Genomic DNA, 26530 nt, shown 5'->3' with positions numbered 1-26530 from the left:
TGGCGCAGAGAAAAACGAAAGCGTCACGTAGCGCAAGCGCAACGTGACCTACGAAGAGCGGTTCGAATTCTTCCGAACCCACAAGGTTATCGAGAGACCCATGCGCAAGCCAACCCGAAATCGCCAGACACCGCGCCGCACACTGCTGGCGCTGATGCTGTCCGCCGCGCTGGTGGCGCAGGCACAGACGCCGGGGCGCGCGCTGGTCGATGTCTATGGCTTTGATGCGGTCGCCGGGCCGACCGCCGACTACCGTTTGCGGGTCGATGGCATCGAGCAGCAACCCAACGAGTTTGGCGCGCTGCGCCTGGACCTGAGCAGCGGCGAGCACCAGCTGGAGATCCTGCGCCAGGGCCAGGTGGTCACGACGCTACCCTTGACCACCAAGGCCGGCGAGATTGCCGAACTCATCATCAATTTCGAACGCGATGGCCAGGCCAGCGTCAGCCTCGAGAGCTCGGCCCAATCCACCCAGGATCTGGCCGAGCAGCCGGTCATTGCCGATCCCGGTACGCTGGAAGGACAGATCATCAATGCCGAGAACGGCAAGCCGGTGGCCGGCGCACGGGTCTACATTGCCGGCACGCCCATCGACCTGACCACCGATGCCGAGGGCCGTTTCAAGGCCGATCTGCCGGGCGGCAGCTATTCGGTGTCGGTCCTCGCACCCAGTTTTGCCTCGCAGACCCTGGATGCGGTGGAGATTCCGGCCAAGGGCAAGGCCACGCGCAATATCGAACTGACGCCGGCCGGGCTGGAGCTGGCCGAGTTCGTCGTGACCGAGCCCTATGTCGAAGGCTCACTGGCCGCGTTCGTGGAAGAGAAACGTACCTCCAGCGCAGTGACCGACATCATCGGCGCCGAACAGATTGCCCGCAGCGGCGATTCCGATGCCGCCGGCGCCTTGCGCCGCGTGACCGGCCTGACCCTGGTCGATGGCAAGTTCGTCTATGTCCGCGGCCTCGGCGAGCGCTACTCGTCCACGCTGCTCAACAACGCCCAGATTCCCTCGCCAGATCCCACCCGGCGCGTGGTGCCGCTGGATCTGTTTCCGACCGAGATCCTGCAAGGCATCGTCATCCAGAAAACCTTCACCGCCGACATGCCCGGTGAATTCGGCGGCGGCACCATCCAGTTGCGCACCCGAGGCGTGCCGGAGGGCTTTGTCGCCAAGGTGCAGATCAGCGGCACCTACCTCGACGGCACCACCGGCAGCGAAGGCCTGACCTATCGCGGCGATGATTCGGACTGGACCGGGTTCGAAGGTGGCACGCGCGATCTGCCTGGCGCGATTGCCGACCGCATCGCCCAGGACGGCCGTTTGCGGCCACGCACGACCTTCAATCCGGGCGGTGTCACGCCGGCCGAGTACGAAGCCTATGGTGAGACATTCGCCCAGCGCGGATTCAATCAATCGCCCGAATCGCTGCCACCCGGCGCCAATGTGTCGGCCTCGCTCGGCAATGTCTGGCAGTTCGGCAACAACAAGGTCGGCTTTCTGTCCTCGCTGCGCTACAACAATCAATGGGATACCACCCAGGAAACGCGTCGCAGGTTCAACGTCCAGGGTGCAGACACCTTGATTCTGGGCGCCGAACTGGAGCGCCTGCGCACCGAGCAGAATATTGAACTTTCAGCCTTCCTCAATGCCGGCATCGAGTTCGGCGAGAACCACAAGCTCACCTCCACCACCGTATTGGTGCGCCAGACCACCGACGAGGCGCGCTTCACCGAAGGCTATACCGAAGACCCTGGCGACCGCTCGCGCTTCTACCAGAACCAGTGGAACGAGAACTTCCTGATTTCTCAGCAAATTTCGGGAGAACACATTTTTCCGCGCTTGAGCAATCTGACGGTCGACTGGCAATCAACCAATGCGCGTGCCGGGCGCGACGCACCCAGCGATGTGCAGATTCGCTACGACCAGGACAACAACAGCGGCGAGTACCGCTTCTCCTCGCGTGCCGACAGCAACAGTATCGAGTTTGGCGAACTGGATGACAGCGCCAAGGAGTACTCGCTCAACCTGAAATTGCCGTGGCAGTTTGCCGATGACAGCTCGGTCACCTTCAGCGCCGGTGCCTCGCAGCTGCGGCGCGATCGTGACTCGGGCATCCTGCGTTTTGCCTATCGCGCGGTCGGCGCGCTGTCGCGCAACCCGGCCATCCTGCGACTGACTCCGAATGAGATCTTTGTGCCCGCCAACATCGGGCCTGGCGGTTTCCAGTTCGACCAGACTGGCCGCGACACCGACTTCTATGTCGCCGAACAATCGCTGGATGCGCTCTATGCCAGCGCCGATCTGGTCTGGCACGAGGACTGGCGACTGACCGTGGGCGCCCGCCAGGAAGACAACTTCCAATTGGTGTCGACCGGTGATCCGACACAGCCGAGCGCGGCGATCACCGAAGCCCGCATCGAGCAGAAGGACCTGCTGCCTTCGGCCAGCCTGACCTGGGTGCGTACGGAAAAGGATCAGTTCCGGGTGGGCTACAGCGAGACCCTGTCGCGGCCGGATTTCCGCGAACTGTCCGCGGCGCCTTTCACCGATCCGCTGCTGGATACCGAGACCATCGGCAACCCTGATCTGGTGAGCACCAGCATCAAGAACTACGACCTGCGCTGGGAATACTACTTCACCGATTCCGAGAGCTTCACCGCCAGCCTGTTCATGAAGAAGTTCGACCAGCCGATCGAACGCGTGCTGGTGCCGGGTACCGGCGAGCTGCTGACCTACGTCAACGTCCAGAGCGCCACGCTGCGCGGCATCGAATTCGACATCTACAAGACCCTGGGCATGCTCGCTGACAAGAGCTGGGCCAATCCCCAATGGCTTCCGGATTTCCATTGGGAGAACTGGTACGTCTCGTCCAACTACGCCTATATCGATTCCACCATCGAGCTCGGGTCTGCCGCCAGCATCCAGACCACCCGCGAGCGTCCGCTGCAAGGACAGTCGCCCTATGTGGCCAACTTCCAGCTCGGCTACATCAATCCCGAGTCGGGCCGCGAGACCTCGCTGGTGTTCAACCGCTTCGGCCGGCGCATCTCCAATGTCGGCACCTTCGGCGCTCCGGACATCTACGAAGAGCCCTTCGATCAACTCGACCTGGTGTACAAGCAGAGCCTGCCCTGGTCAGGCTGGACCTTGAAGGCGCGCGCCAAGAACCTGCTCGACCCCACCGTCGAGTTTACCCAGGGCGACGGCATCACCCGCGAGTACCGCAAGGGCCGCGAACTCAATCTCGCGATCGAGTGGAAGTGGTGAGCGGCAGCTGAGGGGCACGGGGCACGGGGCACGGGGCACGGGGCACGGGGCACGGGGCACGGGGCACGGGGCACGGGGCACGGGGCACGGGAAAGGCTAAGGGTTTCGGCGCTGTTGTGGGTCCAGACTTGTGTGGATGCTGCTGGTCTCTGCCGGGAAAAGCGTCCGGACGAGTCCGGACCCACAGGAGCCTCGCCACCCGCCGCTCTTCCCCTGCCCCCTGCCCCCGCTCTTACACTGCTGGTCTCTGCCGGGAAAGCGTCCGGACGAGTCCGGACCCACACGAGCCTCGTCACCCGCCGCTCTTCCCCTGCCCCCTGCCCCCTGCCCCCGCTCTTACGCTTCTGGTCTCTGCCGGGAAAAGCGTCCGGACAAGTCCGGACCCACAAGAGCCTCGCCACCCGCCGCTCTTCCCCTGCCCCGTGCCCCGTGCCACCGCTCTTACGACATCGAACCGTCGTGTCACAGTCAAGAACCTGTAACACACGGGTTCCAGCATGTGATTCCCCGGTCGAAGTTCGGCTGGCTCCCGATCCGTCACGCATTGAAGAGGTCATCATGTTGTCAATCCGTCGCCTGAAAGGCTCCCTGCTCACCGGCGCGCTTGCGCTTGCCATCGGCGCGCAGGCCCATGCTGCCCTGACCGTCAACGATTCCTTCGAGGGCGCGTGGTTCAACCCGGCCGAGAGCGGCCGTGGCGCGTTGGTCGATTACATTGCCACCACGCCGGGCAATGGCGTGCTGTTCATCACCATCTTCAGCTTCGACACTGCCGGCAACCCGCTGTGGTTGACCACGCAAACGCCCGTCGTCGAAGGCGAGTTCTCCTGGTCCGACATGGACGTGCTGCGCTTCACGGGTGGCAACTTCGGCACTCCGTTCTCGACCCCGGCCAGTGCCGTACTCGGCAAGGCCAACGTCAGCTTTGCTTCCTGCAACGCGATGAGCATCAACTTCACGCCCGCCGCTGGCACCACCCTGCCGGCCGTCAACTACAGCTTCTCGCGCCCGGGCACGGTGCCCAGCACCTGCGTGTACACCGAGCCGTTCAGCGCCTGCCCGGCCGGCACCACGGCAGTTGCCGGCGTCGATCGCGTCTGCAAGATCACCTCGCCGGTCACCGGTGATGTGCGTCTGAGCAACGCGGCCACCTACCTGATTGATGGCCCCACGCTGGTCGGCACTGGTCGCAACACCGGACCGGGTCGATTGATCGTCGAGCCGGGCACCTACATCTCCGGCAGCGGCGCCACGCTGAGCTACCTGGCCGTGCAGCCGGGTTCGCAGTTGATCGCCCGCGGCAAGCCCTACGCGCCGATCGTGTTCACGGGTCCGACCCCGGTCAACGGCTCCTGGGCCGGTCTGGTGCTGGCAGGTAACTCGCAGTGCAATTCCTCGCAGGACGGCACGCCCTGCACCTTCGAAGCGGTCGCCAGTCAGCAGTTCGGCGGTACCAACACCGGTGATTCCAGCGGCGTGCTCGAGTACGTGCAGGTGCGCCATGCCGGGCAGGAAGTGCGCCCGAACGAAGAGCTGAACTCGATCACGATGCTGGGTGTCGGCAGCGGCACCGTCGTCAATCATGTGCAGATCTACGGTGGCAAGGACGACGGCATTGAATTCTTCGGTGGCACGGTCAACCTGCGCTACGTCGTGATCCAGGGCGCTGAAGACGATGCGCTGGACTTTGACCTGGGTTACCAGGGCAACATCCAGTACGCCTACGTGCGTCAGGTGCCGGAAATCGGCGTGGTCGGTTCGGACTCCAACGGCATCGAGTCTGACAACCACCCGAGCTCCTTCGATCTGCTGCCGCGCACGCGCCCGACGATCTCCAACTTCACGCTGATCGGCGGCGCCGCGGGCAATGAAGGCATCCGTCTGCGTCGCGGCTCCGGCGCCAACTACGCCAAGGGTCTGGTGGTCGGCTTCAACGCCGAGGGACTGAACTTCAACGACAGCGTCACCTTCGGTCTTGGCGGAACGCCAACCGCACTGGGCACGCAGCTGCAGATGCGCGACATGTTCCTCAGCAACAACACCAACTTCGAGGACAACGCCGCCGATCCGTACCTGATCAGCGCCTGGTATGCCGCTGGCACCAACAACCTGACCGGCGCCAGCCCGCTGGCCGGCACCACGGCCTTCCCGAGCAGCGCTGCAGCGGTGCGTCTGGCAGCCCCGACCAAGCCGGGCGAGTTCTTCGACGCCAACGACTTCATCGGTGCCTTCCAGAGCGCCGATGACAACTGGGCGGCGGGTTGGACCTTCGATCTGCGCTGAGTAACACCTCCAAAAAGAACGATCGGCAGTACTGATCGGATCTTTCAGGGCGCGGGGCAACCCGCGCCCTTTTTCTTTCTGGCGGCAGGGGCCTCGATCATTGACCGGCCGGTCGCGGCTGAAGCCGCTCCCACAGGAGCCACGCCCTGTGGGAGCGGATTCATCCGCGATGCTTTCGAGTGACCGCTCGAACGGAGGGCAGACCGGGCGGCGCAGCAGACCCGGGGAGACCGGCACTCACTCCAGCAGATCACGCAGCCGCAACAGCGCGATGCGTTCGATCTGGGCCAGGGCAGTGGCAATCTCGGTTTCACGGCTGTTACCCAGACGCTCGGCCATGTTGGCGATGATGCTGCTGCGGGTGTGACCGCGCACGGCAAGGATGAAGGGAAAGCCGAAGCGCTCGTTGTAGGCCCGGTTGAGCCGGGTCAGCTCAGCGAATTCTTCGGCGGAGCATTGATCGAGGCCGGCGCCGGACTGCTCGCGGCTGGAGGCCTCGGTGAGTTCGCCGCGGATCGCGGCTCGACCGGCCAGTTCCGGGTGGGCGCGGATCAGTCTGAGCTTGGCCTCGTCATCGGCATCGGCCAGCACCCTGCACATGGCTGCATGCAGCGCCTCAACATCGCAGAAAGGCCGTTGCGACCAGCTGGCGGCGGCGATCCAGGGCGAGTGCTCGAAGATGCCGCCAAGGATGGCCGTGAACTGTTCCTGGGACAAGTCGTTGAGTTGGGCGGGCGTCATTGCGGGTTCCTGGGGCACGGGGCACGGGGCACGGGGCACGGGGCACGGGGCACGGGGCACGGGGCACGGGAAGAAGCTACACGAAGGCGTCATTGCGAGGAACGCAGTGACGAAGCAATCCAGGAACTGGCGACCGCGGTGTCGGGCCGTGGTGGCCGCACTTGGGGACCACGGGGGCGCCGCTGCCACAAACCCAACGCACAGAACGCAGAGGGGCGCTGAGAACGCAGAGAATGGCTGTCCATGGTCCGCTCTGCTCCGCCTGCATCTGCAAACATTGTCCAATGGCCATGAACGCGGACAAGTACCGAGCCGTCTTGAGGAGGGACGCGCGCCTGCGCGGCCGCTGTTGATCTCCCGATAGGGCAAGGCGGCGCCGCAGCGCGGCACCCTCCACGGCGGCGATCCACAGGTTCCGGCCGGATGTCTCACGCGGAGGCGCGGAGGCCGCGGACGTGTGCAATCGCCATCGCGGGCCTTTGGTCGTTCTCTGCGGCCTCCGCGCCTCCGCGTGAACGAGCGGTCTTGGGTCTGATCGCGATCCCTCTTTAAAGCCGCTCGGGAAGTCCTGCGAAGAGCGGAGCCTCACCCCTGCCACGGATGCCGCTGGCGCCAATGCCGGGCGATGTCGATACGCCGGCAGATCCAGACTCGGTCGTGCCGGCCGATATGGTCGAGAAAGCGCTGCAGGGCGATGAAGCGCCCGGGGCGACCCAGCAATCGGCAATGCATGCCGATGGACAGCATCTTCGGCTGGCTCTCGCCTTCGGCGTAGAGCACGTCGAAGCTGTCGCGCAGGTATTCGAAGAACTGGGTGGCGGTATGGAAGCCCTGCGGCGTGGCGAAGCGCATGTCGTTGGCATCGAGGGTGTAGGGCACGATCAGATGCGGCTGGCGCACTCCGTCGCTACGCTCCACCTCGGTCCAGAACGGCAGATCGTCGCCGTAGTAGTCGCTGTCGTACTCGAAACCGCCGTGTTCGACTACCAGGCGCCGGGTGTTGGGTGAATCGCGCCCGGTGTACCACCCCAAGGGCGCGGCGCCGGTCAGTTGCCGGTGGATGTCCACGGCCCGTTCCAGGTGGGCGCGTTCCTCGGCGACATCCATGTTCTGGTAGTGAATCCAACGCCAGCCGTGAGAGGCGATTTCGTGTCCCGCCTGCAGGCAGGCGTGGACGAAATCGGGATTGCGCTGCATGGCCATGGCCACACCGAACACGGTCAGCGGCAAGCCACGCCGGGCGAATTCGTCGAGGATGCGCCAGCCACCCACGCGCGAGCCGTACTCATAGATCGATTCCATCGACAGGTGGCGATCCGGATAACTGGCCGCGCCGATGATTTCCGACAGGAACTGCTCACTGCCAGCATCGCCGTGCAGCACGCAGTTCTCGCCGCCCTCCTCGTAGTTCAGGACGAACTGGACGGCGATGCGGGCAGCGCCAGGCCAATCCGCGAACGGTGGATTGCGGCCATAGCCGATCAGGTCACGAGGGTAGGCATTCATTGCGTCGGCACGCCATCAGATGTCGCGAGCATAGCCGCGCGGTGCGTTTCGACAATGGCTCTGTCGATGGGCTGCGTATACTGGAAGTCCCGAGGGAGCACCGCCATGAGCCCTATTTCCAGCCTTTTCCGGAAGATCCTGCTGTCCGTTGCTGTACTCGGTCTGGCGGCGGCGCAGGACCTGGCTGCCAGCGAAGACGAACCGGGTTTTGCCGATCTCGCCCTGCCCTTGCCCGACCCGGCATTTGCCAACTGCCCGGGCGGCTATTTCATCGCGCTGGTCGAAGATGGCCCAGCGAGCGGCGTGTCACCGGGCATCTTTGGCCTGAGTCTGTTGCTGGATCCGTCGGGGGCGCAACGGCTGGAGGGCGGTTTGAATTTCGGCGGGATGCTCGACGGCAGTCAAGTCGCCTTTGCCGGATTCAACATCCAGAATCCGGCCAACGAGCCACAGCGACTCGAACTCAGGCTGACCGGGAATCCGGCCAGCGATCGCGAAGCGTCCTTGCCGGTTCGAGTACGGATCCTGCGCAACCCGGAACCCGGGGTCTCGGAATTGTTGTTCGAGACCACCACCACGCTCAGCGTCGACCAGGCATACACCCACACGCTGGAGATTCAACCGGGCTACCATGTGATGACGATTGCCCCCGAGGGCCCCGCCAGCGTTCCCGGCGGTGCCGCCGACGGCGAAGTCTATGTGTCTCTGCTGACCCAGTTCGTGGATCGCCCCGGCGGTGGCTTCTTCGCCGGCGCCGTGGTCGGCGGATACCACGCGCCGGCTCTGTTCGGGGGCAGCTCCGGCTTTGCCGCCTTCTGTCTGGCCAGCGCCGACAGGGCCAGCGCCCAGGTGTATGCCGCACCCAGTTATGGCAGTACCGGGGCGCACGATCTGCGGCTGCGATTGCAGGACTATCTGCGCCGCGATGTCTATGACTCCAGTCCGGGCCTGCCGGTGAACGTGCAGGGCACCGTGCGCATCAGCAACAGTCTCGACACCTATCTGTACGCGCCGACGCTCAACGACAACAGCTGGAACAATGTGTTGCCGCTGCAAACCGTGGACCTGAACTATGCCGGACCCAGTCGGGGGCGATTGACTTTTCGCATCGCCAACAACCGCTTTGGTCAGGCAGTACAGCTGGTGACCAGCGATGAGATCGTCTTTACGGCCTCCGGCCAGGTGCAGCTTGCCACGGTGCGTCACAACAACGTCGCGATCGAGGTTGCAGCCGCGGCGGAGAAGTCGATTCAGCCGGTGGCGCTGTATTCGCCACAGATCGATCAACGCAACCCGAGTCCAATCGGAGCCTTGTTCTTTGACGGCTTGCTCGGGCAGGAAGAACTGATTCCCATACCCAGCTTCGCTGGCCTGGTCACCGTGCGCAACAACACGCTGCTCGGAAATCCCCGAGCCTATTATCTGATCCGGCCGGAACAGACGGCTAGGGTGCGGGCGATCGACGGCGGCACCGGGATCATCGCGACCATACTCGAACAGAGCTTCGAGGCACTGTCGAACGCGCCGAGCGGCAATTCCACGGCCGTGGTGACCGCCCAGACCTTTGGCTCCACGACCAGCTTCTGTCCAAGCCCGGTGGTTGAAGTACCGGGCTGTGTCAATGCCGCCACCAGCTTTGCCCAGAGTGTCTCGATGGACAGCGCGGGCCGTCAGGACTCGCTCAAGTTCACGCTCTGCGCCAATTACAGCGGGCAGCCGGCCAACACCCTCAGGCTGCGTCGGCCAACCGTGTTCTGCACCCTGCCATTTCCGGCCCAGTGCCCGGCCAATTCAGGTCTGAACATCAGCATCGCCAGGCTCTCCACCGGCACCTTCATCGGCCCGACACCGCTCGGTGACGGCGCTCAGATCGACACCCAGATGTCGGGTCAAGGGTGGTCGCCCGGCGAAAGCTATTGCGTGACCGCGCGTCAGGTTTCGCCCTTCGAGGGTGCCTTTCCCTACGAGTTCAGCCTGCTGGGCGGCGGATCGAACTGAGGACAGCATGCTGCACCCATCACTATCGTCGCGCATCCCGCTGCTGGCACAGGCCTTTGCCCGGCGCGAACCCTTTCGCCATGTGCTCATCGACGATTTCTTCGCCGAGGATTTCCTGGCGCGGGTGCTCGCCGAGTTCCCGGATTTCGACCAGGGCAACGCCCGCAACGAGGCCGGAGAACTGGGCCACAAGAGCACGGTGGAAGGGATCCGTGAACTGGGGCCGGCCTTTGCCGAACTCGACCAGCAGATCCAGAGCCGCGGCTTTCTGGACCTGATCTCGGCGATCACCGGGATACCGGATCTGCTCTACGACCCGCATTACTTCGGCGGCGGCACCCACGAGAACCGACCGGGGCAGGATCTGGACGCCCACGTTGACTTCAATCGTCACCCGATCAACGGCTGGCATCGGCGCCTGAACCTCATCGTCTATCTCAATCCGGAGTGGGACGATGCCTGGGGTGGCAGCCTGGAACTGCATTCCGATCCGCGCAGCGAGCACGATCAGGTCACCGTGATTACCCCGCTGATGAACCGCGCCGTGATCTTCGAGACCACCGAATGGAGCTGGCATGGGTTTTCGCGGATCGCGCCTCCGGCCGAGCGCCAGCGGCTGTCGAGGCGGTCCATCGCACTGTATTTCTACAGCCGCGAGCGTCCCGAGGAGGAACTTGCCCAGCCACACTCGACCATCTATGTCGACCGCCCGGTGGATTGTCCGCTGCAGGCTGGGCATACGCTGAGCGCGGACGATGCCGAACAGATCAGGATCGCCCTGGCTCGCCGCGATCAGCATGTCCAACGACTCTACGGCGACATCACACGGCTGACGTCGGAGCTGGATTCCACCAAGCAACATCTCGACCGAATCGTGAAATCCGGGCTGTCCGGTCACCTTCGCCGGCTGGCCCGGCGGCTGCTGAACACTCTCTCCCGGAACTGAGTCGACGGCGGGCGTGCGAAGCTGGTAGCGATGGCCCCGGCCCTTGGCTACCATCGATGGTCTGCCAGCAGGATCGTCGATGACTGCCCAAGCGCCACCGCAAGTCCCCGGTTACAAGCTCGAACGCGAGCTCGGCGTGGGCGGCATGGCGACCGTGTACCTGGCCACCCAGATTTCGCTGGACCGCAAGGTGGCGATCAAGATCCTGCGCGTTTCGGCGAAGGAATCCACCGATCCCGAACGCCAGGAAAAGCGCTTTCTGCGCGAAGGCCGGATGCTGGCGCGGCTCTCGCACAAGAACGTCTGTGGCATCTATGACATTGCCAAGGTAGGCGATCAGGCCTACATCGCGATGGAGTACATCGAGGGCGGCACCCTCGGTGATCAGTTGCGCCAAGGCATGACCGCCGCCGAGGCCATCAGCGTGATCGTGCAGCTGGCCGGCGCGCTGGCAGCGGCCCACGACATCGGCATCGTCCACCGCGATCTGAAGCCCGCCAACGTGATGATGCGCGGCAAGATGCCGGTGCTCACCGACTTCGGCATCGCCCGTGACCTGTCACCGGATCGCACCGAGATCACCGGCGACAACATCCTCGGCACGCCCAACTACATGAGCCCCGAGCAGATCAGCGGCATGCCCATCGATGGCCGCTCCGACGTCTACTCGCTGGGCTGCATGCTGTTCGAACTGCTGACCGGGCGCCAACCCTACAAGGGCGATTCGCCGATCGCCGTGTGCATGCAACATCTGCAGGCACCGATTCCCGAGCTGCCCGAAGACTTCGCCGAGTTGCAGCCGGTCATCGACGCGATGATGGCCAAGAACCCCGACGACCGGCCAGCCGACATGCCGGCGGTGGTGGTGGCACTGCGCACCGCGCTGATGGACAGCACCATGCTGCGCCAGGCCCTGCGCTTCGACACCGAACTGCCGTGGTCGGAACAGTTGCGCGAACTCGGCTTTTCCTTCGACGGGCCCGGCGGCGAACAGCTGAGGGCCTCGTTGAAGCCACGCGCGCCTGCAGATCTGGCCGACCGCACTACCGGTCAACGGGCGCGTCGGCCGGCGCCGACCCGGAGCAGCAAACCGCTGCCCACCCCAGTGCAGCCGTGGCGACCTGGCAAGCGTGAGTGGCTGATCGGCGCGGCGACCTTGCTGGTGCTGCTGCTGACCGGCTTGTGGTGGGGATTCTCTGAAGAAAAACTCAGCCCCGAGCAGCGGGCAGCGCTGACCACACTGGCCACCCAGTTCGATCGCACACTGCAGGCCGGGCAGCTGGTCCGGCCCAGCAACGACAGCGCCCTGAACATGCTACGCGGCATGTACGCCATTTCCCGCGTCCACCCGGAAGTGACCCAGCGCCAGCAGGCCTTCCGCAGCGCCATCGAGGCCGAGGTGGGCACGCTGGCGGGTGGTGCCCAGTTTGGCGAAGCGCGGGCGCTGCTGGATGAAGCCGGACTGGTGTATTCGAAAGACGAGCTGCAGGCCCAGCTGGCGCGTCTGGATCAAGCCCAGCAGCAGGCCCGCCTGAATGCCGACATCGGCGAGCGGGTGGATGAGATCAATGCCATTCTGGATGGTGCCGAGGGCGTCAACGACAGCCGGCTGACGACCGCCATGCAGGCCCTGGCTGAGCTCACCGAGGCCAGCGACAGTCGTTACCTGGCGTTGGCCGGCCGCATCGAGAAGGTGCTCGGCGCAGCCCTGCAACAAGCGCTGGACGAAGGCAAGCTGTCGCGCGCGGCGCGCCTGGGCGAACGCCTGCAGGAACTGTTGCCGGACAGCCCTGCCGCGCGCAAGGCCATGGCCGCGGTCGATCAGCTGACGGCGCGGCTGAGTGCCGAACAGGAACTGGCCGAATCCCGCGCCTTCCTGCAAAACGCGGCCATGACGCCAGATACGGTGGATCGGGTGCTGGCAACCCTGGGCACACTCGAAGCTGCCGGCATCAGCGAAGCCGGCAAGGCACTGGGTGAGGACCTGGTCGAGCGTACGGCCGGCGCCGCCCGGCGGGCCTTGGCAGCCGGCGATCTGACCCAGGCCAGGGCACTGCTCGGGCCGGTGCGCATGCGCTTTGCGGCGGACCCCACGCTGCGCGAGATCGAGAGCGCCGTGCAGCAGGCCGAACAAGCCCTGCTGGCGAAGCGGCGGGCCAGTGAGGAAGCACAGCGCGCCGGACGTCTGGCGCTGGACGTGGCACCCTGGGGTCGCTTGATTTCGGTCACCGCCGCCGACGGCACCGAGCAAGCCATCGGCGGCGAACGTGCAACACCGCTGGTGCTGACTCTGCCCGAGGGGCGCTACCGGCTGACGGTGCAGGGTCCGGACGGGCGCACCGAGCAACAGGCGGAAGCCACCGTCGCACGCGGCCAGCTGAGCGTCACCGAACTGCGCTTTGCGGCGCTCGATACCGACGCCTACCTGCAACAGGCGGGCTATCAATGAGCGCCCGCCTCGTCCTGTTGGCTCTGCTGACCGCCACCCTGATGGCGCTGCCGGCGAGCGGCCGGGCGGACTACAAGACCGATTACCAGGACGGGATCGAGGCTGCCGAAAAGGGCGACTGGGCCGAAGTGCAGCGGCGAATGCGCGCGGCGCTGGCCGAGAACGCCAAACCCAGCAACCGCATGCGCACCTACGGCACCAATTTCATTCCCTATGTGCCGCACTACTATCTGGGTCTGGCCAATGCCCGTCTCGGCGATTGCACCGCCGCCATCGACGCCTTCAGCAACCCCGCCAGTCGTGGCGTGGTGTCCGGACTGTCGAAGGAATCGGACACGCAGGCGCGCGAGGAAGCCCGCTGCACGCAGATGCTGGCGCAGGCCCGGAGCAAACCCGAGCCGCCGCCGACCACCCCCATGGAGGGCAAGCCGCCGGTGGTGGTGGTCAGCAAGGATCCCGTGGTCACTGGCAAGCCAACTCCCACGACCCCCACAGGGCCCGCGGCTTTGAGCGCAGCGCAGATCGCCCCGATCCAGACGCTGCTGTCCCGGATCGATCAGAAGATCGATGGGATTTCCGGGCAGTTGCGCAGTCAACCGCTGGCCGGCAGCGGCGATGCCCGGGCGCTGGGTCGGGATCTGGAGTCACTCAAGCAAGGCCGGCAACAATTGGGCAGCAATCTGGAGCGCGCCCGCAGCGGCGGTGACAGCCAGCGCTTGGGCAGCCTGAGCAGCGAGGCGCAAGCGCTGGAGCGCAATGTGGCCACGCTCGATGATCGGGTCAGCTCGGCCCGCAGCGGACTGGCGCAGGCGGCAGAAGCGCGGGCTCTGGAGCAAGCCAGACAGCGCGCCAGCAGCGCCATCGCCAGGCTCGATCAGGATCTGAGCGCCGCCAACAGCGCCGGCATTGCCGGTTCTGCCCAGGCCAAGGCGGCCAGCGAAGCCCGGGGCCGGCTGCAACAGGCCAGCGCCGGCAGCGATCGCAAGGCGATCGAGTCAGCCCTGAACGCCCTGACCCGAGCCAGCGGCGATCTGCAACAGGCCATCGCCGCCGCCCCCAAGCCCGCGCCCGAGCAGCTGCGCACGCTGGTCAGCTGGTATCTGTCGGCGCAGTACAGCAAAGCCGCCGACTGGGATCAGCTGGAGCGTTTGCCCGACGCCCGTGCCCGCGCCAACGCCCTGCTCGTGCGTGCGGCCTCGCGCTGGCATCTGTACGTGCGCGGGGGCGAAGTCGACGGCAAGCTCAGCGCCGCCGTCGACATCGATTTGCGCGAAGCGCGGCGCCTCGATGAAGCCCTGAAGCCCAATCCACAGGCTTTCTCACCACGCCTGATCGAGCGTTTTGCCAGCCTCTAGCCCGCATTTCTGACACCTGTTGCGGAAGATCGCGCAGGGCTTTGCGACTAGCGCAAGGCGCGACGACGAGGAATGGTGATTCCATTGCGAGGAGGAGCAACGCAGCGATAGTCGCAAAGAACGCGCGAGGTCCGCAAAGCGGGCAGATGCAGCCAAACACTCTGTGACTGGTGCGTGCCTCGGAATCCCCTTTTATCACTAGAAGATCGGGAGCATCTGCTCGCGCAGGTGTGAGAAATGCGGGCTAGGCAACGAGTTCTCTGTCGTAGGAGCGACCTTGCGTCGCGACCGCCGTCGTACAAGCGACCTTGTGTCGCGACCCCCGTCGTAGGAGCGACCTTGCGTCGCGACCGCCGTCGTAGGAGCGACCTTGCGTCGCGACCGCCGTCGTAGGAGCGAACTTGCGTCGCGGCCCCTCGTAGGAGCGACCTTGTGTCGCGACCGCGAAAACCGGGACTTGCGGTGATCTGATGCCAGGAGCAGGACGCAAAGAACACAAAGGAACAGCAGAAAGAACGCGGAGAAGGGCAAGAGCAATCCCTGATCAGCTCTGCTCTGCGTTCTCTGCGTTCTCCGCGTTGATGCGCTTGCCGGCAAGCTATAGGCGTCAGGCCTGTGGCAGCGGGCTCCGCCCGCGATGCTCTTCTGCACCGGCCGGAACATCGCGGGCAGAGCCCGCTCCCACAGGTGCCACAGGCGGTCGCGCCACAAGGGCGCTCCTACGACAAGCCTGCTGTGGGTAGGAGCGACCTTGCGTCGTGACCGTGAAAACCGGGACTTCCTGCATCTCCGCTCTCGCCGCAAGACGGCTCCTGCCCGTGTCGATCAGAACCGGATCACCCCCGACACCGTGTAGGTATCCACCAGATCCGACCAGTCGGCGGCGAAGTCGAGCTGACCCTTGGGGAAAGCCCAACCCAGGCCAACACTGTAATGGGTTTCGTCGCTGCCGCGCGTGTACAGCGTCGAAGCCAGGCAATCGTCGAACTGGGTGGCGCAATTGCTCGGGCGGTTGCCGTCGAAGGCCAGGCGGTGATCAGGATCGCGCCAGACACCGGCGCGCAGGAACATCGGTGTGCTGAGTTCGATCAGCGCGTACTCGGCACCGAAACGGATCTCGGTGCCATCGTCGATGGACAAGGGCGGAGCGCTCGGATTGTTGAACACGCTTTCGATGCCGTCCGACAATCGGCTGTACTCGATCCGGTTCAGATCCAGGGTGAACAACCAGACATCACTGGGTCGGAAGGCCAGGCCGGCGCTGAAGACCTGCGGCACCTTGAAGTCCGGCGTGAAATCGAGGCGATCGCCGGTGTCGAGAATGACGTTGGACGCGCGATAGGAGAAATCGCCGCCACTGCGATAGGCCAATCCCAGATTCCATTGCGAATTGAGTTGCCACAGTGCGCCGAGGGTGTACACCAGATCGTTGTCGCTGCCGCTCTGTCGCTGCTCGCTGAAGGGCGGCTCGCCGACATCGAAACTGCGCTGGCTGCGCGAGCTGATGGTGAAATCGGAGTAGGCCAGCGACAGGCCTACCGAAAAGCTGTCGCTGACCTTGAATCCAGCCGAGGCCCCGAAATTCTCGATCTGATAGCGGATACGTCCACTGGCCGACAGGTACTGATCCGTGGGATTGCCATTGGCATTGACGAATTCGATGGCATCGGCGGCCACACGACCTTCGAAATCACCGACCCGGTGGTAGTACAGCGCAAAGGTCGCGCGTTCGGTCGGATAGACCCACGAGGCGAAGGACGGTTGAGTCACCGATTGCGACAGCGAATCGGTGCCGACGCCGCTGCTGTCAAAGGGGTTGTTGACCACCACGCCACCCGAGGCATAGGGCGTATCGAAATTCGTGTGTCGCACCTCGACGCCAAATTCCTGGGTTCGCAATATCGTCAATCCAGCCGGATTGGCATAGGCCGCCGTTGCGTCATCGGCGAGGCCGGTGAAAGCGCCGCCCAATCCCAGCGAACGCGCACCAGGATTGGAGAAGTTGAACTGCAGCACGCGGTTCACTTCATCATCGTTGATCGCATGGGCCAGGGTTGGCAAGGCCGCAAACGCAACCATCAGAGCGCGGGACAGGGCTGAAGTTCGCATGTTTCCTCCTAGGGGCAGCGCAGAAGCCGCGCCAGTAATGAGGTGCCCAAACTGCTCCGATTGCCCGAATCAGTCAATGGACACAACGGCAGACTGAGCTTTCATTATGGCGTCTGAGCGCGGAGCAAGGGTCAATGGAGATACCAGCAGCGTGCCGACTTCCCGCTCAGCGTTGGCGCCCCGCAGCCGTACCAGCTCTTGCACGAATTGTAAAATACCATGCACCTGCCATACTACGCGGCCCAGTCGACGGGCAAGGCATTGCCTGATCCGCCGCGCCTACTCCTTCACCCCGCGCATCATCTCAAAGGTTGTCATGAACGCCTGTCGTAGCTCAAACCTGATTCCAGTGCATGCGTCGATCCTGCGCTGGGTGCTGCTTTTGGCGCTGGTCTTTGCCTCGGCCGCCAGCGCGAAGGCAAGGGAGTCAGATTCGCAGGCCAAGGCCTTCGTGGCTGGCGCAGCTGCCGTGGTGACGGGGGGACATCACACCTGCGCCATTGGGACGGGGGGTGTGGTCATGTGCTGGGGCTCGAATCAGTACGGGCAACTTGGCAATGGAAGCATCATCGACAGCGCAGCGCCCGTCGCAGTGACCGGCGTCAGCGGCGCCAACGCTCTGGCAGCTGGCTTCACGTTCACTTGCGCAATCATCAGCGGTGGCGCAGTGAAGTGCTGGGGCTCGAATACCTACGGCGAACTCGGCAATGGCAGCACCACTGGCAGCAGTTTGGCTGTGGACGTGGGTGACGTCGATGGGGCTACTGCACTGGCTGCGGGCAACTCTCATGCCTGCGCGATCGTCCAGAACGGCGCGTTGAAGTGCTGGGGCAAGAACTTTGATGGCGCGCTTGGCAATGGCAACACCAGCAGCAGCAGCGTGGCCGTGGACGTAGCCGACGTCAGCGGTGCTATCGCGTTGGTGGCGGGTAGCTATCACACCTGCGCGGTGGTTGCCGACGGCGCGGTCCATTGCTGGGGCTCCAACCGGTACGGGCAGCTCGGCAACGGCAGCACCAACAGCAGCACAACAGCAGTGCCAGCAACCGGCATTAGCGGGGCCACAGCGGTGGCAGCGGGCAGCTATCACACCTGTGCCGCGCTTTCAGGCGGCGCCGTCAAGTGTTGGGGCTTGAACGCGGACGGACAGCTCGGTGATGGCAGCACCAACAACCACGCGTTGGCGATGCCCGCTGTCGGCGTCGGTGGCGCTACCGCGCTGAGCGCGGGTTATTCTCACACTTGCGCGCTGGTGGCAGACGGAGCGATCAGATGCTGGGGCGCCAACAGTTTGGGGCAACTCGGTGATGGCACCAGCGTGCCGAGCGCGACAGCTGTGAGTGTGCGTGGGGTCCGAGGTGCAATCTCGCTCGCGGCGGGCGCTTCTCACACCTGCGCCATGGTCGTTGGCGGTGCCCTGCCGTGCTGGGGCGCGAACTCATCGGGACAACTTGGAACCGGTCTGACGGAGATCAGCAACACGCCGGTGAATGTCAGTGGCGTGATTGGCGCCAGCGCGGTGGCTGCAGGTGTCGCTCACACCTGCGCTATCGCAACGAACGGGGCGATCAAATGCTGGGGAGCAAATGATTTCGGCCAGCTTGGTATCGGCAGCGTGAGCAACAGCCCAACAGCAGTGGATGTTGCTGGCATCCATAACACCATCGCACTGGCGGCCGGCTGGGTCCATACCTGTGCCGTGATCGAGGGAGGCGCGGTTTGGTGCTGGGGAAGAAATGTCCTTGGTGAACTCGGCAATGGCAGCACCAGCAACAGCTGGATGCCGGTGCAGGCCATCGGCGTCACTGGCGCCACCGGTATCAGTGCGGGCGTCTATCACACCTGCGCCTTGACTGCCGACGGCGCGGTCGAGTGTTGGGGCTCCAACCAATTCGGGCAGCTGGGAACAGGCAGCACCACCAACAGTTCGACGGCGGTGCCGGCAACCGGCATCAGCGGCGCAAGCGCGGTGGCAGCGGGTGCGTATCACACCTGTGCTGCGTTCGCAGGCGGAGCGGTCAAGTGTTGGGGCGGAAACAGTGACGGACAACTCGGAACTGGCGGCTTTGCAGACAGCATGACAGCGGTTGCTGTGACGGACGTCAACGGCGTAACGGCATTGGCGGCCGGCTGGAAGCACAGTTGCGCCGTGCTCGCAGCCGGAAACGTCAAATGCTGGGGTAGCAATACGCAAGGTCAACTGGGCGATGGCAGCATCTATTCTGGCAGCCCAACGGCAGTCGACGTGCTCGGTGTGAGCGGCGCTACCTTGGTAGCGGCGGGAGTCAACCACACCTGTGCCGTGGTCTCCAACGGTGCGGTCAAATGCTGGGGTGATAACCATTTGGGTCAACTCGGCGATGGCAGCAAGAACCGCAGCCTGACCGCGGTTAGTGTGCTCGGCATCAGCGGCGCAGTTGCGCTGGCAGCCGGCGGTAATCACACCTGCGCTGTGGTTGCCGGCGGCGAGATCAAGTGCTGGGGCTGGCGCAGAGCCGCGCAATTGGGTGACGTCAATCCGGGCTACGCTACCGGGACACCCTTGCTGCAGAGTACGTCGACGACGGCAACGCTGGCGAATGCCTACAGCGGACAGAGCGTGGCCTCACGCAATGCCAGCAAGATCGTCTTTGTCTCTGACGCCAACAACCTCGCTGCCGACCCGAACAACCGCCGTGATGTCTTCCTGCGCGACCCGGCTGCGCGCACGACCGTGCGCATCAGCGCCACGGCTGAGGCAATCAATGGTGGTGCGTCAGAAGATTTCTACGATCCGGCAATTTCCGATGACGGCGCCCGAATCGCTTTCTCTGGGTCGTCGGGTCAGGTCTATGCCGCGGTCAATGGCCAGGGGCGCGTGCTCAGCAGCAGCGTCAATGGCGTTGTCGGCAATGGTCCATCCGGCAGCGTTCAACTTCCAGGCAGGGGCCATCTGGCCTTTTTCGAATCACAAGCCACCAACCTCGGGCCTGTCGCGGATGGCAATGGTTCGGTGCCGGATATCTTCGTGAAGGATCTCGAATCGGATGTCGTCCGCCTGATCACTTCGGGAGCCAACGGCGAACCCGCCAATGGCGCGAGCACGGGGCCCTGGGCCTCTGCCGATGGTGACACGATCGTATTTTCCACGCTGGCGAGCAACATCGTCCCGGACGCACAGCAGATGCCCCACAACGTCAGGACGGCGATGTTCCAACAGGTGGCGATGATTCGCGGCGAAGGATCTGCGCCCTCCCGCCTTTTCATCAGCAAGAACCTCGCATCCGGTGAATTGGGTAATGGCGACAGCATCAACGTGCAGTTGACGCCTGACGGGCGCTTCGGAGTCTTTGAATCTCTGGCTGACAACCTGGTCGAAGGCGATACCAACCATGCCAGCGACATATTCCGCTTTGAGCTGGACGGCGATACGGTTGTGTCCTTGATTCCGGTGTCAACCTCGGCGCTCGGCTTTGGCAACGGCGGCAGTCGGCGTCCAAGCGTTTCCGATGACGGCCAGTCGATTGCCTTCGAAACCGACGCCACCAATCTGGTCGATGGCGATGCCAACAATGTCAGTGATGTCGTGGTGAAATCACTGCTGACCGGCGACATCGTGCGGCTAGCACCCACCATTGATGGCATGGAACCCAAATGGGGCCAGTCGTGAACCGGCGATCTCGCCGGACGGCGCAACCGTCACGTACACCTCCAGTGCCAGCAACCTCGCGCCGAACGACACCAACGGCGTGGCGGACGTGTTTTCCGTCGAGATACGTGCCCCGGTTGTGCCCGGTGCCAGCAGTCCGCTCGACGAACCCGGCTTCACCGGTTTCTCCTTGCCGCCCGCCGGCCCTTCCTTTCCCAATTGTCCGGGCGGCTACTTTGTCGCGGTCGTCGACGATGGCCCAGGCGCAGGCTTGACGCCAGGCATCTTTGGGCTGGAACTGTTGCTGGACCTTCCGGGCACCCAGCGTCTGGAGGGTGGCCTCAATTTCGGTGGTCTGGTGGATGGCTCTCAGGTCGCGTTCGCGGGATTCAACTTCCAGAATGCCGCCAGCGAACCGCAGCGTCTGGATCTGACCATGATCGGCGCGCCCTCATCCAACCGGGAAGCCTCACTGCCCGTGCGTATCAAGCTGATCCGCCAGCCGGCACCCAACGTCAATGAAGTGGTCCTTGATATCACCGCATCCCTGACCATCGCCACGCAGTTCACGCGCAGCATCGAACTGACTCCCGCCTACTATGTGGTGACGGTGGCACCGGAAGGGGCCGCCAGCGTACCCGGAGGCGCCGCTGACGGAGAAGTCTATGTTTCCGCAACCACGCAGTTCGTCGATCGGCCCGGTGGCGGCTTCTTCGCTGGCGCCGTCGTCGGCGGTTACCACGCCGCGCATCCCTTCGGTGGCGTATCCGGGTACGGCGCGTTTTGTCTGGGCACGCAACACTCGGCGACGGCCAGGGTGCTGTCAGCCCCTACCTACGGATCGACTGGCGCGCGCGACTTGCGTCTGCGATTGCTTGACTACACCGATCAAGCGGTGATCACGGTGCCGCAGTAGGGGACGATCCAGCGCTGGATGAGGGCTACGGGCTCGGATGCGGACGGCACGGCGCGTCAGCGGATATCGAAGTCCAGTCCGGGTGCATGCCAATTGCCTGGGCAGCGCCACGTCCCTCGACGGCTTCCGATTGCGTTTGCTTGAACCATACAGCAGGCATCCATTGCTTGCGCCCCGAGCCAATTTGTGGTGCCCTTCTGATTCCGGGAGGCGCCTCGCAGATCCATACTCGCAAGTGCGCCACTACGCTGCAGACGTCCGCGCTCAGCGCTTGAGTCAGGACTGCTGCCTTCCGGGCCCTGGCCCGGATCAGAACCTTTGAGGTGCCGGTCATGAACAGAATCCTGGTTATCGCGTTGTCGTCGCTGATGCTGGTCACCGCCCCGACCTGGGCGGGTGGCAACCACCCCGCATCCAATTCGCCAGCCGCGGGCATGCCGGACGGGACCAGTGCTGCCTTCCTGAGCAATGTCATGAGTTCCGAGGACGACTGTGGGGGCGTCAGGTACAGCGCCACATTGACCTTTACCGGGCGCATCAACGACGGCAATGGCCTCGACCTGATCTGGTTCACCATCTACGATGACATGCAGGAGAAGTTTGGCCAGGCCTTCAGCGCGCCGGTCGGCCAGACTCGGGTGTTTTCCATCTTTGCAGAGTACCCGGGCGGCGTTGGAGCCGCGGCGCCGGGTGTCGCGATTCTGGTCGGCGACAATCGCGGCGGCGGCAATCTCATTCAAATCGACCCCTTTTTCCCGGGCCGGATCAGCGGCTGCTCGATCGGCGGATCCGCGCCAGCGCTGGCCTTCAATCCGGCCTCCGGCCTGACCATTCCCTACACGTCGACCGGTACCGCCGCGCCCATCGCCGTCAGCAATGGCGGCGGCGGCTCCGGCTCCGGACCGGTGGCCACCACCACGCTGACGGCTTGCACCATCAGTGGCGGCGGCGCGGCCTTCCCCACCACCAGCTTCAACCCGGCCATCAGCGTGATCGCCAATGCCTCGCCTTCGCCAGGCGTGATCAACCTGCCGAACTGCGTGCCGCAATCGGTGGCCGTCAACGCGATGCTCGATTGCCAGGAGAGACGCGGTGTCGGCGGCCAGCCCATCGTCCGCCGCTGGACGCTCGCCTGCCCGGCCGGCGTGGTCTTGCCGCCACCGAGAATCCAGCAACCCTCGCTGGCCGTGGTCTCGGTATCCGGTGGTTTCCCGGATGCGGGCAGCGGCAGCCCGATCCTGTCGCGCAACGGCTCCAAGGTGATCTTCAATTCCGACGCCGGCAATCTGGTCAGCGGCGATAGCAACGGTCGCAAGGACGTATTCCTGCGCGACCGCATGGCCGGCACCACCACCCGTGTCAGCGCGGTGGCAGAAGCCCTGAACTCGGGTGCGCAGGAGTCCTTCAACGAGCCCTCGGTGTCGCCCAATGCCACCACCGTGGCCTTTACCGGCTCATCAGGTCAGGTCTACGCCTCGGTCGATGGCCTGGGGCGTCGGATCAGCGCCAGTGCCAGCGGTACGCCGGGCAACGGTCCGTCGGGGCGCTCTGCGGCGCCGGGTGACGGCAAGCTGGTGTTCTTCAACTCGCAAGCCACCAATCTGCTCAGCGGCAGTGACGGCAATGGCAACACCCAGGATATCTTCGTCAAGGATCTGAATACCGAGGCCGTCATCCTGATCTCGCGCGGCCCGAACGACGAGCCTGCCGACGGCCCCAGCTTTGCGCCCTCGGCCTCGGCGGACGGCCAGACCATCGTGTTCTCGACGCTGGCGACCAACATCGTGCCCGGCAGCAGCCCGAATCCCGGCGGATTCAGCGAGAACTTCGACGGCGTCACCGCGCCGGCGCTGCCGGTGAACTGGAGTGCCAGCAGCCCCTTCCCGGGCAACGGCGTGCGCTGGCAAAGCACCAGCAGCGGAACGCCGGCGGCCAACAGTCCGCCCAACAGCGTGGTCGTGGACGAGGAAGACACGATCACCGACAAGCTGCTGATCGGGCCGCCGCTTCGGGTGACGGCGGTGCCGTTCACGCTCAGCTTCCAGCTCTACTTCAATGTCGAAAGCACCTTCGACGGCGTGGTCCTGGAAGTCTCGGTCAACGGTGGCAGCTATATGGATGTCACCGCTCTGGGAGGCACATTCACCAGTAATGGCTACACCGGCGTGATCTCGCAGAACTTCTTCAGCCCGATCGCCGGACGCAATGCCTGGACCGGCAATTCCGGCGGCTTCGTGCCGGTGACCCTGTCCCATCCGGGCAATGCCGCCATTGCCACCGGCAGCCAGCTGCGCTTCCGCTGGCGCATGGCGACGGATTCCTCCGTTGGCGGTCTGGGCGCGCGTCTGGACAGCGTCACCGCCACCAATCTGGTGCTGGCGACCGTGCAGCAATCCACGCTGCCCAGAGGGGTCAAGGCCGGCACGATCCAACAGGCCACGATGATGCGCGGTGGCGGCTTTGGTCAGAGCCGCTTCTATCTCAGCCGCAATCTCAGCAGCGGCGAACTCGGCAACGGCGACAGCACCAACGTCAAGATCACACCGGACGGTCGCTTCGGCGTGTTCCAGTCGCTGGCCACCAATCTCATCAGCGGCGATACCAACGGACTCAGCGACATCTACCGCTTCGAGATTGCCAACAATGCCGTGGTGTCGCTGGAGCGCGTGTCGGTGTCCAAGACCGGCGTGCAGGCCAATGGCGCCAGCCGAAATGCCACGATCACCGACGACGGGCTGTTCGTGACCTTCGAGACCGACGCCACCAATCTGGCCGACGCCGACAACAACAGCGCCAGCGACGTCATGATCAAGTCCTTGTTGACCGGCGATGTGATCCGCCAGAACAGCAGCTCCACCGGCCAGGAACCCAATGGCCCGAGCACGGTGCCGGTGGTCTCCGGCGACGGCAGCACCATCGTGTTCGGTTCGGGCGCGACCAATCTGTCGCCTGGAGACAACAACAACGCCACCGACATCTTCACCGCCGGCCTGACCACCAACGCACCGAGGGATGAGCCGGGCTTCGAGGGTTTTCCGCTGCCCTTCGCGGGAGCCGCATTCCCGAACTGTCCTGGGGGCTATTTCGTCGCAGCCATTGATGATGGCCCGGGCGCCGGTCTGACGCCGGGAATCTTCGGGCTGGAGCTGTTGCTGAACCCACCGGGTACGCAGCGGCTGGAAGGTGGCCTCAATTTCGGTGGGCTGGTGGATGGCAGCCAGGTCGCCTTTGCAGGTTTCAACTTCCAGAATGCCGCCAACGAGCCCCAACGCCTGAACCTGTCGATGACCGGTGCGCCCGCATCAAATCAGGCAGGCTCGTTGCCTGTGCGTATCAAGGTGATCCGTCAGCCGGCAGCCAATGTCAATGAGCTGATCCTCGAAACCACAGCGTCGCTGAACCTGGCGACGCCGTTCACGCGCAGTCTCGAGTTGACGCCTGCCTATTACGTGGTGACGGTCGCGCCGGAGGGAGCAGCCAGCGTGCCTGGAGGCGCCGCTGACGGCGAAGTCTTTGTATCCGCGACCACGCAGTTCGTCGACCGCCCCGGCGGCGGCTTCTTTGCCGGCGCCGTCGTCGGCGGCTACCACGCGGCACATCCCTTCGGCGGCGTGTCCGGTTTCGCCGCGATCTGCCTTGGCGATCAGCACTCCAGCACGGCGAGAGTACTGTCGGCTCCGACTTACGGCGCATCGGGTGCCAGAGACTTGCGACTGCGCCTGCTGGACTTCCAGGGTCAGACGCTGATCTCAATCCCCTGAACAGCCTGCCGGATCGCGGCGTCCTCGCGATCCGGCGCTGCTTCCATGAGGAACCGCTGGGCTATTCGACCACCGCCTCGATCAACTTGTAGGCCAGTTCGCGGCTGTCTGGCGATTGGCCGTTGCTGGAGGGTTGCCAAGTCTGTGATGCCCGGATGCTGACCCGGCACGCTTCGTCTGCCCCCCAGTTCCCGACATGCTGGATCGGGGTGCGCTGACCGGGTTGCAAGGCCAAGGTGTAGCCGCGGCCATCGATATCAATACTGAGCTTCTGGGCTGTCGCCAGCTGGTTGGGCGCCCAAAGATCCAGTTTCAGCTGGCGCGCCTTGCGCGTCGTCCTGAAGCCAAATTGCAGCTGTGATCCCACCCAACCATCGGGCCAGTGCCCGCTGCTGGCACCATCCCGCAGGACAAAGCCCTGCAAGGGCAGTCCATTACTGGCCCTGGCTTCGTGCAGCGCTGTCACCACTTCATCGTAGTCTCGGCTGAACTTGAGCTCGCGCTGGTACAGGAACTTCAGCTGCCCTCGCAGTTGGGCAAATCGCCGGCGCAGATCCAGCCACTGGGGCTCATTCAATAACTGACCTGGCAGCAGATCCTTGGGCAGTCCCGCTGGCACGTAGATGGTCGCGTGAGAAGGCGCGGTTTCCGCCGCTGGCCGGTCCTTGGTATAGAGATAGATGGCAACCGACTTGCGCGAGAGCGTGCGCCTGTCCTCGGGCAGGGTAATCGCGCTGAATCCGTGCCAGGAGATCTCATTGGTCTCGAAAATCACGCACCTGTTGAACAGCGGCAACACCGTCTTGACCTCATCAGTCTCCGGGCTCCAGGGATCCCGGTGCAGATCAAGACAACCGCCCCATTCCTGATGCCACTCGTGATTGAGATAGACGATCAGGTTGAGCCGACGATGCCAATGGGTCTTGGGCAGGTAGTTGAAATCGATATGCGCGTCGAGCCCCTGACCGTGCACGTTCTCGTGCGTGCCGCCGCCCACATAGTCGGGGTCGTACAGCAAGTCCGGGATGCCCGTGATGCGCGAAATCGTCTGCAGGAACTCGGGGGTCTGCAGAAAGCGGTCCAGCTCGGCATAGGCCGCCGACACATCACGCATGTCCATCCGCACCGCCTTGCCGCCGACCTGCCCGCTCTCGTTGCGCGCATAGCGCTCTTCGAAGCCCGGAAAGTCGGCCAGCAATTGCGCTGCCAAGGCCGGATCGAGGAAGTCGTCGATCAGCACATGGCGGAAAGGCTGCGCAGAAGCGAATTCGTCGGCCAGACGCGGCAAGGCGTCCGTCAGTTCGGGGTGCAGGATGTTCATGGAGGTATCCGTTGGCGCAGTCAAAAGTATAGTCGAGGCTCATCCAACTGCAGCGTCAAAAAGGCAATGGCGTTTCAGCCGTCGCAAAGGCAGGCGTTGCCGAATGCGTCTGAGATTCGAGATCGCGAGTGATCTAGAATCTCGCCAACGCGAAGCCTGCGCAGACTTCGTCGCGGTTACCCAGAGGCATGGCCAGGCAATCGCTGTAGCCACAATCGGCGGTGACTGTCCAGGTACGTGCAGGTGGTC

Annotated in this window: 13 protein-coding genes; 9 read left to right on the top strand and 4 right to left on the bottom strand. The window is 64.3% G+C overall.

All coding sequences use genetic code 11. The features are described 5' to 3' along the window. Positions 1-100: 100 nt before the first annotated feature. Positions 101-3268, top strand: a complete 3168-nt coding sequence (locus H7A19_18620; GenBank protein ID MCP5476848.1) for a TonB-dependent receptor — start codon at positions 101-103, stop codon at positions 3266-3268. A 558-nt stretch (positions 3269-3826) separates the two neighbouring features. Beyond that, positions 3827-5551: a hypothetical protein gene (locus H7A19_18615; GenBank protein MCP5476847.1), complete on the top strand. Its 1725-nt coding sequence runs from the start codon at positions 3827-3829 to the stop codon at positions 5549-5551. Between the two features lie 237 nt (positions 5552-5788). On the opposite strand, the gene uraD is transcribed toward H7A19_18615, so the two are convergent. Next, complete coding sequence (uraD, locus tag H7A19_18610; GenBank protein ID MCP5476846.1) at positions 5789-6292, bottom strand: 2-oxo-4-hydroxy-4-carboxy-5-ureidoimidazoline decarboxylase; 504 nt, start codon at positions 6290-6292, stop codon at positions 5789-5791. Between the two features lie 585 nt (positions 6293-6877). Continuing rightward, positions 6878-7798 carry an allantoinase PuuE gene (puuE, locus tag H7A19_18605; GenBank protein MCP5476845.1) on the bottom strand — a complete coding sequence of 307 codons (921 nt, stop codon included), beginning with the start codon at positions 7796-7798 and terminating at the stop codon, positions 6878-6880. A gap of 105 nt (positions 7799-7903) precedes the next feature. Between puuE and H7A19_18600 the strand changes: the two genes are divergently transcribed. The 4 genes from H7A19_18600 (at position 7904) to H7A19_18585 (ending at position 14546) form a co-directional block, all read left to right on the top strand. Then, positions 7904-9796 carry a hypothetical protein gene (locus H7A19_18600; GenBank protein MCP5476844.1) on the top strand — a complete coding sequence of 631 codons (1893 nt, stop codon included), beginning with the start codon at positions 7904-7906 and terminating at the stop codon, positions 9794-9796. A 7-nt stretch (positions 9797-9803) separates the two neighbouring features. Beyond that, positions 9804-10742 (top strand): 2OG-Fe(II) oxygenase, encoded by a 939-nt coding sequence (locus H7A19_18595; GenBank protein MCP5476843.1) that lies wholly within the window; start codon positions 9804-9806, stop codon positions 10740-10742. 79 nt (positions 10743-10821) lie between these two features. Continuing rightward, positions 10822-13191, top strand: a complete 2370-nt coding sequence (locus H7A19_18590) for a protein kinase (protein ID MCP5476842.1) — start codon at positions 10822-10824, stop codon at positions 13189-13191. Next, positions 13188-14546 carry a hypothetical protein gene (locus tag H7A19_18585; protein ID MCP5476841.1) on the top strand — a complete coding sequence of 453 codons (1359 nt, stop codon included), beginning with the start codon at positions 13188-13190 and terminating at the stop codon, positions 14544-14546. Before H7A19_18590 ends, H7A19_18585 begins: the two co-directional genes overlap by 4 nt. Before the next feature lie 825 nt (positions 14547-15371). On the opposite strand, the gene H7A19_18580 is transcribed toward H7A19_18585, so the two are convergent. Further along, positions 15372-16655 (bottom strand): outer membrane protein transport protein, encoded by a 1284-nt coding sequence (locus H7A19_18580; protein MCP5476840.1) that lies wholly within the window; start codon positions 16653-16655, stop codon positions 15372-15374. Positions 16656-16971: 316 nt separating this feature from the next. Here H7A19_18580 and H7A19_18575 point away from each other — a divergent pair, with 316 nt between their 5' ends. The 3 genes from H7A19_18575 (at position 16972) to H7A19_18565 (ending at position 24960) form a co-directional block, all read left to right on the top strand. Continuing rightward, positions 16972-20304, top strand: a complete 3333-nt coding sequence (locus tag H7A19_18575; protein MCP5476839.1) for a PD40 domain-containing protein — start codon at positions 16972-16974, stop codon at positions 20302-20304. Then, positions 20273-21199: a hypothetical protein gene (locus tag H7A19_18570; GenBank protein MCP5476838.1), complete on the top strand. Its 927-nt coding sequence runs from the start codon at positions 20273-20275 to the stop codon at positions 21197-21199. Before H7A19_18575 ends, H7A19_18570 begins: the two co-directional genes overlap by 32 nt. 332 nt (positions 21200-21531) lie before the next feature. Then, complete coding sequence (locus tag H7A19_18565) at positions 21532-24960, top strand: PD40 domain-containing protein (protein ID MCP5476837.1); 3429 nt, start codon at positions 21532-21534, stop codon at positions 24958-24960. A gap of 61 nt (positions 24961-25021) precedes the next feature. Here the strand turns inward: H7A19_18565 and H7A19_18560 are convergent, their stop codons facing one another. Then, a complete protein-coding gene (locus H7A19_18560) occupies positions 25022-26281 on the bottom strand; it encodes a 2OG-Fe(II) oxygenase (GenBank protein ID MCP5476836.1) in 1260 nt (419 codons plus the stop codon). Between the last annotated feature and the right edge of the window lie 249 nt (positions 26282-26530).

This window comes from Rhodanobacteraceae bacterium, from assembly GCA_024234055.1.
GTDB lineage: Bacteria > Pseudomonadota > Gammaproteobacteria > Xanthomonadales > SZUA-5 > JADKFD01.
This window is presented reverse-complemented; position numbering and strand designations above follow the sequence as displayed.